This window comes from Paenisporosarcina sp. TG20, assembly GCF_000286315.1.
Lineage (GTDB): Bacteria > Bacillota > Bacilli > Bacillales_A > Planococcaceae > Paenisporosarcina.
In genome coordinates this window covers 1-11202 of record NZ_ALJG01000225.1, presented here as the reverse complement: position 1 = coordinate 11202, position 11202 = coordinate 1, and the positions used below count along the sequence as shown (strand labels likewise).

Annotated in this window: 11 protein-coding genes; 5 read left to right on the top strand and 6 right to left on the bottom strand. The window is 36.4% G+C overall.

Annotated features, from left to right (window positions below):
* Positions 1 to 257: 257 nt before the first annotated feature.
* Together B371_RS0105060 and B371_RS0105055 are read right to left on the bottom strand one after the other, a co-directional pair.
* Positions 258 to 1991 carry a phospho-sugar mutase gene (locus tag B371_RS0105060; RefSeq protein WP_019413219.1) on the bottom strand — a complete coding sequence of 578 codons (1734 nt, stop codon included), beginning with the start codon at positions 1989 to 1991 and terminating at the stop codon, positions 258 to 260.
* 73 nt (positions 1992 to 2064) lie between these two features.
* Positions 2065 to 3609 carry a carbon-nitrogen hydrolase family protein gene (locus B371_RS0105055; protein ID WP_019413218.1) on the bottom strand — a complete coding sequence of 515 codons (1545 nt, stop codon included), beginning with the start codon at positions 3607 to 3609 and terminating at the stop codon, positions 2065 to 2067.
* 134 nt (positions 3610 to 3743) lie between these two features.
* Here B371_RS0105055 and B371_RS0105050 point away from each other — a divergent pair, with 134 nt between their 5' ends.
* The 3 genes from B371_RS0105050 to B371_RS0105040 are packed head-to-tail and all read left to right on the top strand — an operon-like array spanning position 3744 to position 5538.
* On the top strand, positions 3744 to 4169 hold the full coding sequence (locus tag B371_RS0105050) for a disulfide oxidoreductase (RefSeq protein ID WP_019413217.1): 426 nt from the start codon (positions 3744 to 3746) through the stop codon (positions 4167 to 4169).
* On the top strand, positions 4169 to 4639 hold the full coding sequence (locus B371_RS0105045) for a co-chaperone YbbN (protein ID WP_019413216.1): 471 nt from the start codon (positions 4169 to 4171) through the stop codon (positions 4637 to 4639). Before B371_RS0105050 ends, B371_RS0105045 begins: the two co-directional genes overlap by 1 nt.
* Positions 4640 to 4692: 53 nt before the next feature.
* Positions 4693 to 5538: an RluA family pseudouridine synthase gene (locus B371_RS0105040; protein ID WP_019413215.1), complete on the top strand. Its 846-nt coding sequence runs from the start codon at positions 4693 to 4695 to the stop codon at positions 5536 to 5538.
* Between the two features lie 78 nt (positions 5539 to 5616).
* Here the strand turns inward: B371_RS0105040 and B371_RS0105035 are convergent, their stop codons facing one another.
* The gene (locus B371_RS0105035; RefSeq protein ID WP_019413214.1) at positions 5617 to 6453 is read right to left on the bottom strand and encodes an aldo/keto reductase; all 837 of its coding nucleotides are present in this window, start codon (positions 6451 to 6453) and stop codon (positions 5617 to 5619) included.
* A 170-nt stretch (positions 6454 to 6623) separates the two neighbouring features.
* On the opposite strand from B371_RS0105035, the gene B371_RS0105030 reads away from it, so the two are divergent.
* Positions 6624 to 7928 carry an NCS2 family permease gene (locus B371_RS0105030; RefSeq protein ID WP_019413213.1) on the top strand — a complete coding sequence of 435 codons (1305 nt, stop codon included), beginning with the start codon at positions 6624 to 6626 and terminating at the stop codon, positions 7926 to 7928.
* A 252-nt stretch (positions 7929 to 8180) separates the two neighbouring features.
* On the opposite strand, the gene trmL is transcribed toward B371_RS0105030, so the two are convergent.
* Both trmL and queG read right to left on the bottom strand, forming a co-directional pair.
* Positions 8181 to 8654 carry a tRNA (uridine(34)/cytosine(34)/5-carboxymethylaminomethyluridine(34)-2'-O)-methyltransferase TrmL gene (gene trmL / locus B371_RS0105020; protein ID WP_019413211.1) on the bottom strand — a complete coding sequence of 158 codons (474 nt, stop codon included), beginning with the start codon at positions 8652 to 8654 and terminating at the stop codon, positions 8181 to 8183.
* Positions 8655 to 8666: 12 nt separating this feature from the next.
* Positions 8667 to 9803 (bottom strand): tRNA epoxyqueuosine(34) reductase QueG, encoded by a 1137-nt coding sequence (queG, locus tag B371_RS0105015; protein WP_019413210.1) that lies wholly within the window; start codon positions 9801 to 9803, stop codon positions 8667 to 8669.
* 133 nt (positions 9804 to 9936) lie between these two features.
* Between queG and B371_RS0105010 the strand changes: the two genes are divergently transcribed.
* On the top strand, positions 9937 to 10629 hold the full coding sequence (locus tag B371_RS0105010; RefSeq protein WP_019413209.1) for a B3/4 domain-containing protein: 693 nt from the start codon (positions 9937 to 9939) through the stop codon (positions 10627 to 10629).
* A 175-nt stretch (positions 10630 to 10804) separates the two neighbouring features.
* On the opposite strand, the gene B371_RS23960 is transcribed toward B371_RS0105010, so the two are convergent.
* Positions 10805 to 11074 (bottom strand): DUF5658 family protein, encoded by a 270-nt coding sequence (locus B371_RS23960; RefSeq protein WP_019413208.1) that lies wholly within the window; start codon positions 11072 to 11074, stop codon positions 10805 to 10807.
* Positions 11075 to 11202: the final 128 nt, after the last annotated feature.

Sequence of the window (11202 nt, the reverse complement as noted above, 5' to 3'; positions counted from 1 at the left end):
GAACACTGAGTTCTTGGCACATCAATTTATACACTTTCTTATGTTGTAAGAAAAGCGCAAAGCGCCTTTTAGCCCGACGGCGTCGCTGGAAGGATGAAAGACGAACGATTCGTCTTTCAGACCCAAAAAGTGCCCGCGGGCTGGCGCTTGGAGCTTGACATAGCTACTTCCAGTTCAAAGCTATAACTCGGAAAAACATATACTCTCTTATTTTGTAGACAAAACCCTATTAGCGAATTCACTAATAGGGTTTTGTTTTACAAGCTGAAACGACTATCCATTTCCGCTGTGAATTGTGTAGTTATGGCATCAAGTTTTTCTTTACTATCAATTTCAGATGGACTCGTCACACCAATATAGTATTTTATCTTTGGTTCAGTTCCACTCGGGCGAACACATATCCATGAACCATCTGCTAAGAAGTATTTAAGTACGTCAGCTTGTGGTAATAGTAGTTTCTCATCGTCCCGACCATCTGTGAAACTTCGAGTTTGTGTTAAATAGTCTTCTTGAGACAAAATTGCAATACCTGCAACTTCACTTAGAGGATTATTACGTAAATTAGTTAACAATCCTTTAATCTCAAGTGCTCCGTCTGAACCTTTCTTCATAACAGAAACGAGGCCCTCGAGATAATAACCATGACGCACGTATAACTCATGTAACACACTCAATAAGGTCTTGCCTTGCATCTTATAAAAAGCGGCTGCTTCTGAGATTGATAGAATTGCTTGAATAGCATCTTTATCGCGTGCAAATGGCTTAATTAAATAGCCATAACTCTCTTCGTAGCCGAACAAAAACTTAAATTCTTTTGTAAGTTGGTATTGCTGTATTTTTTCGCCAATAAATTTAAATCCAGTTAACACATCTTCAGTCGATGCCCCATGAGATTCTGCAATGACTTTCCCTAAATCAGATGTTACGATCGTTTTAAAGACACGTCCATTCGTGGGCATGATCCCTTTATCATTTAACTGAGTTAACAGATACTCAATTAATATTGCACCAGTTTGATTCCCCGTCAGTAACACATAATCGTCTTCTTGCTTAACAGCTACTCCTACTCTGTCCCCATCTGGATCAGCTGTAATCAAAATATCTGCAAACACTTCTTTACCTTGCTGTATCGCCAGTTCAAAGGCAGCAGCTTCTTCAGGATTTGCAGAACTCAAAGTAGGAAAATCACCGTTGGGTTCCATTTGATCTTCTACATAAGTAAAATTAGTGTAACCCACTCTATTCATCAATTCACGAACAGTAGAACCTGAAGCTCCATGTAGTGGTGAGAATACAACTTTTAAATCATCTTTCCCTGTAAGTTCACGATGATGTTGAACCGATTCAACAAGTTTAAGATAAGCCTCATCTAATTTACGCCCAACTATTTCAATCATCCCAGTTTTAACTAGGTCTTCATAATTACCTGCTTCAACTGCCAGTTCATCACCTACTCTTTGAACATGGGTAATTACTGCTTTAGCATCTTCTAAATTAAGCTGTGCACCATCTTCTCCGTAGACTTTATAACCATTGTATTCAGGAGGATTATGACTTGCCGTTACCACTACACCCATATATGCGCCTAGTTCTCTAACGCTAAATGATAGCTGTGGAGTGGTCCGAGGTTGGTCATATACATACGCTTGAATACCATTTTTCGCGAACGTACTTGCCGCTTCATGCGCAAATTCTGGAGATTTTCTGCGACTATCATAGGCGATAATAACCCCTTTTTTCATGGCCTCTTGTCCGGCAGATTTGATATAATCCGACAATCCTTGAGAAGCTTTACGAACCGTATATGTATTCATACGGTTCGTCCCTGCACCAATTTCTCCGCGCATTCCACCAGTACCAAATTCTAAATCCTTATAAAATGCATCTTCCAAGCGTTTTTCATCTTGGGATATGGCTGAAAGCTGTTCTTTCAATTCTACTTCAAGATGATTGAAAGCTAACCATTTTTCGGCAGTTTGTTGATAACTCATTTTTATTCCTCCATTAGAATTGGTGGTGAGATGGCGCTTGGAGCTACATAAAATTCGAAGCGGCACTCATTCCTCAACCTTTTTTATATTCTATACCATATACATCATGACGACGGTCTTTTAATTGTTTTACAGTACCGTCTTGTCGTTGACGACGTAAAATTTCTAAATCTACGTCTCCGATTAACACCATTTCTAGATTTAGACTCGTTTCTCCAACAATTCCATCGCGAGCAAATTCAAAATCAGAAGGTGCATAAATACCAGACTGTGCATATTGAATGTCCATATTTTCAGTTTGTGGCAAGTTTCCAACTGTCCCTGAAATAACGGTATAAATTTGATTTTCAACTGCACGAGCTTGTGCACAATACTTAACGCGTAAAAATCCTTGTCTATCTTCTGTACAGAATGGTACGAAGATAATATTTGCTCCCATATCCGTTGCAATTCTTGCAACTTCAGGAAACTCAATATCATAACAAATTTGAATTGCAATTTTCCCACAGTCAGTATCAAAGACACGAACTGAATCACCTGCGCTAATTCCCCACCACTTGCGTTCATTTGGTGTAATGTGAATTTTATATTGTTTCTCAATTGAACCATCACGGCGGAAAAGGTAAGCAATATTATAAATTTCATCATTCTCTTCTTTTACAAAATGTGACCCGCCGATAATATTAACGTTGTATCGGATAGCTAAATCAGTAAAGAGTTCAATATATTGAGGTGTGTATTCAGTTAAACGTCGAATAGCACGACTCGGTGATGGTTCATTTAGAAATGACATTAGTTGAGTGGTGAAAATCTCTGGAAACACCACAAAGTCGGAATGGGCATCAGAGGCTACGTCCACAAAATACTCGCACTGATTTGCTAAATCATCAAACGACTCAATTGCTCGCATCATGTATTGAACAACACAAATACGGACTGGATAACTCGTCTTAAAATGACGTTTCGACATTGGTTTATAGTCAACATTGTTCCATTCCATAAGTGTTGCATACTTTCCAGAAGCACGATCATCAGGTAAGTAGTTGGGATTAATACGCATAAGCGTAAAGCCATTCATAATTTGGAATGTTAATACTGGATCATAAATTTTGTGTCTGGATACAGCATCTACATAATCACGTGGTAACATTTCTGTTGAATGTTTGTGATAATTTGGAATTCGTCCCCCGATAATTATGGACTTCAAATTAAACTGACGTGCTATTTCTTTTCGTGCTTCATATAAACGTTGACCCACTTTCATACGTCGATATTCTGGATGCACCATCACTTCAATACCATATAAATTATATCCTTCTGGGTTGTGGTTCGTAATATACCCTGCATCCGTGACATCAGACCATGAATGACGATCGTCGTACTCATCAAAATTTATAATTAAACTAGAACAAGATCCTATAATTACACCATCCAGTTCAGCAACAACCTGACCTTCTGGGAAAATACTTAAATGACTGCGTAATTGATCTACCTTCCATGGATCCATACCTGGGAAACAAAGTCTTTGCATTGTTAAAATTGGTTCTATATCATCCATGGTACTTTGTCTAATTACCATGCTTACTTCAAATTGTGATAAATCAAATTCCTCTGACATAATAGTATCGTCTCCTTCATAAGCTTTCTATTTCATTATACCAAGATTTTGGTCTCCGTTGAAAATATTTTACATGTTGTGAACTTAGAATTATACTTTATTATGAGTTTACCCTCAGAAGAGGAGATTAGAACATGTCTAAAAAATCAGAAAATATGTTGTTATTTATGTGGGTTACAGCTTTTACAGCTACAATGGGTTCTCTCTTCTTCTCAGAAATAAGAGGCTATGAACCATGTGAGTTATGCTGGATCCAGCGAATCTTCATGTACCCACTCGTTCTTATATTAGGTATTGCCTATGTACAAAAAAATGTACGGATTGCAGTTACGACTGCAACTTTTTCAGTCATTGGTGGTATAATTTCTCTGTATCATTATGGATTACAAAAGATTAATTTGTTGTCTGAGAATTCACCATCGTGTGGACGCGTGCCTTGTACAGGTGAATATATCAATATCTTTGGTTTCATCACCATTCCATTTCTAGCACTAACTGCATTTATTCTTATTGCTATTACAAGTTTCATGTTATTGAAGGCTTCAAAGGGGGAAAAGTAATGAAGAAATTATTAATTTTTGGTGGTATAATCATTGCCATTTTTGCTTTAATTATTGTCTTAAATACTATGTCTAACGACAAAAAACTAGCAGACAATAAATATAAGACAAATGATTTAAAACAAGAGACGATTGACCAATTAGATGATGAGTACTATCAAAACATTATTCTACCTGATGAATTACAATCAAGTATTGAAAGTGGAGAACCTGTAACGGCTTACTTCTTCAGTCCAATATGCGAACATTGTAGAGCAATGACCCCCGTGTTAATGCCTATTGCTGCAGATATGGGAGTTGACTTAGTACAATACAATATCTATGAGTTTGAACAAGGTTGGAATGATTACAAGATTGAAGCAACGCCAACAATAATTTACTTTGAAGATGGAAAAGAAGTTTCACGTATGGTTGGAAATCAACCAGAACAAAATATTAAAACATTTTTTAATGATATTGTATTAAAATAGAAATACCTGTAGACCATGTAATCGTACATGGTCTCTTTTTAGGAGGAATATAAATGATTACAACTTTTCAATATGCGTTACAACAAGACAATATTACCATCGAACAACTATTACGTGACGATTTTCAAGTTGGCAAGAAAGTTATGCATGAAATGCGCATGGCTAAAAGTGTACTAAATGAAGCAGGAGAGCCTATGGTATGGCAACACCATTATCCAAAAGGGACAAACCTAACGTTTAATGTGAATGTAGAGCCATCATCTTATGTGGCAACCAATGTTTGTGAAGTACCTATTTTGTTTGAAGATGCACATGTGCTAATTGTCTCTAAACCTGCAGACATGGCAACCCATCCAAATGATCCAGGACAAACTGGTACATGTATGAATCATGTCATTTCACATGTGAATAAACAAGGTGGAGTCTATGCGGAACATGTCCATCGACTTGATCAAGGAACAAAAGGATTAGTATTAATTGCCAAACATCCCCTTATCAAATCCATGCTTGATCGTATGCTAGAGGACAAACAAATCATTCGGACTTATGAAGCAATTGTCGATGGGTTTATGACACAAAAAAGTGGTTCAATTCGTACATCAATCGGTAAAGACCGTCATGATTCAGCGCGCAGGGCTGTATCTCCTTCTGGTCAAACGGCTATTACTCATTTTGAAGTCGTTGGACAAGATGCCAATTTCACCAAAGTACATGTTATTTTGGAAACAGGACGCACGCATCAAATTCGGGTTCACTTCAGCTCAATTGGTTATCCAATTACTGGTGACAGAATGTATGGTTCAAGAACGAGAGCAGATAATTATTCATTACAAGCGAAAAAATTACAATTTACCCACCCTATTACAAAAGAAATGATTGTTGTTGAAGACTACAAATGAGTATGTGAAGATAAAGTTTTCACCATAAATTAAAAGAGATTCCTCAAGTCTAATAAGACTTGGAGAATCTCTTTTAATTTAAAAGCGTGATTCAAAATTATCTGGATCAGCACCTGTTCGTTCATTTAGATTTAACGAATCAATGTTCTTCATGTCTTCGAATGATAATTCAAAATTGAAAACGTCTGCATTTGATACAATTCTTTCAGGTGTTACTGATTTAGGGATTACTGTTAAGCCGTGTTGCAAATGCCAACGAATAATAATTTGAGCAGGTGTCTTACTATATTTCATACCCATACGAATTAGTGATGGTTCATCTAACAATCCTCCACGTGCTAATGGAGACCAAGAAGTCACAGCGATATGATTGTCTGCACAAAACGTTCTCAGGTCATACTGTGTTAGACGCGGGTTTAATTCAATTTGATTCACCATTGGTTTTATATTTGCTTTTGCAAGTATCTTTTCTAAATGATGCTGGTTATGGTTCGAAACACCAGTTGCACGAATTAATTTTTCGTCATACAGACGTTCAATTGCCCTGTACGTTTCAGTAAATAATTCTTTAACAGGCCAATGTGTTAAATACAAATCTACATAATCAAACCCCAGTTTTTCCAAAGAACTTTCAAATGCACGTAATGTCTGGTCATATCCTTGATCAGAATTCCACACTTTTGTTGTAATAAATAGCTTTTCACGTTTTATACCTGATGCGCGGACAGCTTCTCCAACTTCTCGTTCGTTGCCGTAAAGCGAAGCGGTATCAATGGCTTGATAGCCTACTTTTAGAGCAACAGTCATTGCATTTATTGATTCTTCAGGGTTCGTCATTTTATAAACACCTAACCCAAGACGTGGCATTTCAACACCATTATGTAACGTTTTGGTCGATTGTAAAGTTAATGTCATTTCCTCATCCTTTCTAATCGTATTCTTCTATTGTACAAATGGAATCTCGATATTACGAGTAAGAAGATTTTTTGAAGAGTTTTTTACGAAAACTATTGCTTTATGACTTAAAAACGAATAATATATGGAATGTTGTTCATTTTGTTCGTCTTTTCGAAAGGAGACACACCATGTTTCACTTACAAGAACATAAAACTAATGTAAAAACTGAAATGCTAGCTGGAATGACTACTTTTCTTACGATGGTTTACATTGTAATTGTAAATCCGGTTATCCTAGCTGATGCAGGTGTACCATTTGATCAAGTCTTCTTAGCTACAATCATTTCGGCTGTCGTTGGTACGTTATGGATGGGTTTGTTTGCAAATTATCCAATTGCAATCGCACCAGGTATGGGTCTGAATGCATTTTTTACTTATACAGTGGTCATTTCATCAAATGGCGAAATTAATTATATTACCGCTTTTTCAGCTGTTTTTATTGCCGGAATTTTATTTATTCTTCTATCATTAACACCTTTAAGGAAGAAACTAATAGAAATTATTCCTGAAAATTTGAAGAATGGAATCACGGCCGGTATTGGTCTATTTATTGCATTTATCGGCTTGCGTTTATCCGGTCTAGTTGAGGCACATCCACAGAATTTAGTTAAACTTGGTGATATAACAAGTGCTCCGGTGTTACTAACATTGTTTGGACTTCTAGTGACCTTAATTTTAATGGTCATGAATGTTTATGGAGCATTATTCTACGGAATGATTGCTACAGGTATTATTGCATTCTTCACTGGTCAATTAACGTTCAAAGGAAGCCCTATTCAACTCCCTTCTTTGCCTGAAGGAGTAATAGTGTGGAATCCAGGAATCGCTTTAATGGATGTATTTGAATATGGTATGTTTGGAATCGTAATTTCCTTCCTTCTCGTTACGTTGTTTGATACAACAGGAACGATGATTGGTGTCGCGAAACAAGCTGGTTTAATGAAAGGTAACAAAATGCCACGAGCTAAGCAAGCTTTACTAGCTGATTCAGTTGCTACCACAGTTGGAGCAATGTTTGGTACTAGCCCTACTTCTGCTTATATCGAATCTTCTGCAGGTGTAGCGGTTGGTGGCCGTACAGGTTTAACATCTATTACTGTAGCCATACTATTCACCATTGCCGCTTTCTTTGGGCCGCTTGTTGCTTCATTATCAAGTGTAGCTGCTATTACTGCTCCTGCCTTAATCATTGTCGGTAGTTTGATGATTAGCGCAGTGAAGAACATTGACTGGGATTCGTTTGATGAAGCATTTCCAGCATTCATTATTATTTTAACTATGCCTTTAACTTCAAGTATTGCTACAGGCATAGAACTTGGTTTCATCTTGTATCCTTTGTTAAAGATTTTTAAAGGTCAAGCACGTAAAGTACACCCTTTACTGTATATCTTTGCAGCGCTATTCTTATATCAATTATTATTCTTACCACACTGAATGAAACATAATTGCCATATTTACAGCGCAGAGAATATTTCTTTTTGAAATGAAGTAAGCTATACTATAAGAAGGTATGATAATGTAATTTTCTTTAAAGGAGGCAATATCCATGGGCTTACTTCTTATTCTTGGTATTACTGTTGCATTCCTTGCTGCGATTTTCACGGCAGGGTACGATGACAAACCAGGTGCATCTGAAAAGAAATAGAATATTAAAACAGGATTGCTAGTAATTAGCAATCCTGTTTTTTATTTTAAATTCGGATAATCTTGTTGTCGTAGTGCCTCATATATTAAAATTGCTGCTGTGTTTGATAAATTTAAAGAACGTACATTATCATTCATGGGGATACGTAAACATCTATCTTTATTGTCATCAATTAAGTCTCGAGGGAGTCCGGATGTTTCTTTTCCAAAAATAAAGAATATATCTTTATCTCGATTGCTAAAGTTAAATGATGTATGGGGAATAGATCCATGTTTTGTAAGGAAGAAAAACTCCCCTTGAGGGTACTTATCAAACATTTCTTCTAGGCCGTCGTAATAATGAATATCAACATGTTCCCAATAATCCAGTCCAGCTCTCTTTAGCATCTTATCGTCTGTCGAAAAACCAAGTGGACGAATTAAATGTAACTTTGTATCGGTCGCTGCACAAGTACGTGCAATATTTCCTGTATTGGCAGGTATTTGCGGTTGATATAAAACAATGTGTATTACCATAGGTTCACTTCCTTAATTAACAGTTTGAAAAGCTAAGCCTTTATATATTTCTTCAACCACTTCAGCTTCTTTTTCTATTTGTAGTGCTTGATTAAGTGCAAAGCGTCCATCTTCTGTGCCAATTTTCCCAATTGCCCATGCAGCTGTTCCACGAATTACTGGACGCACATCATTTTCAAGCAAATCAATTAAATCTGGAATTGCACTTTCTTCTTTAAAATGCGCAAGTGCTAATATAGCATTTCGTTGTATCGGTTTCTTTCCCCTCCAAGATCCTGACACATGTCCAAACTTCTTTTTAAATTCTTTATTACTCATTTTCAATAGTGGTACGAGTAATGGTTTGGCAATTTCCGGATCAGCTTGGAATTCGAGTTGATGCCTATTAAACTTCCCTTTATTTTTTGGACAAACTGTTTGGCACGTATCACATCCATAGATACGGTTACCTATTTTTGTACGAAACTCATCAGGTAACGATGTTTTTGTCTGCGTCAAAAATGCGATACAGCGTTGTGCGTTTAGCTGACCACCTTCAATCAAAGCTCCCGTTGGACAAACATCTAAACATAGCCGACAATCTCCACATTCATCCTCCATTGGTGTATCTGGTTTAAAGGGAATGTTTGTAATGATTTCACCTAAATATACATATGAACCAAACTCAGGAGTAATAACCGCACAATTTTTAGCACTCCAACCGATTCCTGCTCGCTCTGCTACAGCACGGTCTGATAACTCACCAGTATCCACCATAGAGCGAGTTTTGGCATTAGGAGTATATTCAGCAATAAACTGTTCTAATTTAGCTAGACGGTCTCGTAACACCGTGTGATAGTCAATTCCCCAGGACGCCCTTGCAAAAATACCTCTTCTTTCGCCTTTCTTTCCTTGTGGTGCATTATCCATGCGAGATGGATAGGCAATTGCTATTGCAATAATACTCTCTGCTTCATCCAATAGAAGTGTTGGGGTCGTCCGTTTTTCAATATCTGGCTCTTCAAAGCCAGATTGGTAACCAAGTTCTTGTTGCCGCTTTAAACGATTCTTCAGTTCACGAAAAGGGTCAGAAGAAGCAAAGCCAATTTTATCAATACCAATTGAGTTCGCATACGAAACTAACTCTTGTTGAAACTGATCTATATTCATGATAACTTCTCCTTCCTTATGCTAAACTAATTTAAAGGTTTTAAACGATAACCAAGCTTATTGAAGTGATTTAAATAAAGAAGATTCAATGATACAATCTTCTTTGAAAATTATACAGTGAGGTGATGATATTATGACAATTTCAATCGACCCATCCATTTTTCAAATAGAAAAAAACATTAAAATAGGCATTATTCATTATACCAAATTTACGGTATCAGAATCTCCTCAAATGTTAAAAGGACGAATACGTTTATATCAAGAACACTTATTTATCGATTTACAAGATAAAGAGTTGACGGAATATCAGGGGATTAAGGAATGGAGAGGATTATGGAAAAAATTCGGGTCAAATCCAGGTCGATATTGTCCTTCAATGGAGGCGTTGATGCGTCGCATTCGAAACCAAAACTATTTGCAGCCTTTTAACAGTGGGGTAGATCTAAATAACTTCTTTTCCCTACAATTTGAAATTCCTATAGGTTTATATGATGTATCTCATATAAAAGGTGATATTAATATATTTATTGGTAATTCTAAGACTTCGTTAACAGGTATCAATGGACGAGATAATAACTTAAATGGGACCTTAACAATTCAAGATGAATTGGGACCATTTGGTAGCCCTTTTATCGATTCGATTCGAACAACAGTTAATGAAGATACGGTACAAGCATTACAAATATTTTTTTTAAAACCTTCTATGTCGAAGGAAGAAGCAGAAAAGTTACTTACTTCTGCAGGTAAGATGTTTGTGCAAGTAAACGGCGGCAATCAAGATTCTCTTATTCTTGATAAGCAAATTATGCATACCCCCATTAACTAATAAATCTTCACACTACTTTCTTACTATAATGTACATTATATATAAATACTCCTGAAAACCCAAATCCATTTATAGGAAAAATACAAGGACGACGCCTCTTTATAGCATCATCCTTGTATTGTTGCGATTTTCTTACAATCAATTTTGGTTATTTTTTTACCAAACATGAAATATATTAAAATAAGAATGGGATTAACCAAAAGAGATGTAACAAGATTACGCCTGAATAAACTGCTATGACCATTGACAAAAGGATTTGAAACTTCTTACCAAACCTAATAAGACCTTTATTAAATATAACATAACTTAACAATCCACTTAAAAGTAATTTAAGTACGAGTACAGACTCTGGCTTTAGTGTACGTAGAAAAGGATTAGCCTCTACCATTTGAAGATTCTTCAAACCAATATAGGTAAAAACCCCATCCAACGTATTCAAAACCATTACGATTAGCGCCAAGATAGTCAGAAGTGATCACCTCATATTATTTGTTTTACTATCTATAGGCTATGCACTTTAACAGAATATTAATCGTATTCTTAAATAAATACTTAAGTTTCGCACCCCAACAA

Coding starts and splice junctions, on each gene's coding strand:
- B371_RS0105060 (WP_019413219.1), bottom strand. CDS start 1,991: ATGAGTTATCAACAAACTGCCGAAAAATGGTTAGCTTTCAATCATCTT.
- B371_RS0105055 (WP_019413218.1), bottom strand. CDS start 3,609: ATGTCAGAGGAATTTGATTTATCACAATTTGAAGTAAGCATGGTAATT.
- B371_RS0105050 (WP_019413217.1), top strand. CDS start 3,744: ATGTCTAAAAAATCAGAAAATATGTTGTTATTTATGTGGGTTACAGCT.
- B371_RS0105045 (WP_019413216.1), top strand. CDS start 4,169: ATGAAGAAATTATTAATTTTTGGTGGTATAATCATTGCCATTTTTGCT.
- B371_RS0105040 (WP_019413215.1), top strand. CDS start 4,693: ATGATTACAACTTTTCAATATGCGTTACAACAAGACAATATTACCATC.
- B371_RS0105035 (WP_019413214.1), bottom strand. CDS start 6,453: ATGACATTAACTTTACAATCGACCAAAACGTTACATAATGGTGTTGAA.
- B371_RS0105030 (WP_019413213.1), top strand. CDS start 6,624: ATGTTTCACTTACAAGAACATAAAACTAATGTAAAAACTGAAATGCTA.
- trmL (WP_019413211.1), bottom strand. CDS start 8,654: ATGGTAATACACATTGTTTTATATCAACCGCAAATACCTGCCAATACA.
- queG (WP_019413210.1), bottom strand. CDS start 9,803: ATGAATATAGATCAGTTTCAACAAGAGTTAGTTTCGTATGCGAACTCA.
- B371_RS0105010 (WP_019413209.1), top strand. CDS start 9,937: ATGACAATTTCAATCGACCCATCCATTTTTCAAATAGAAAAAAACATT.
- B371_RS23960 (WP_019413208.1), bottom strand. CDS start 11,074: ATGGTTTTGAATACGTTGGATGGGGTTTTTACCTATATTGGTTTGAAG.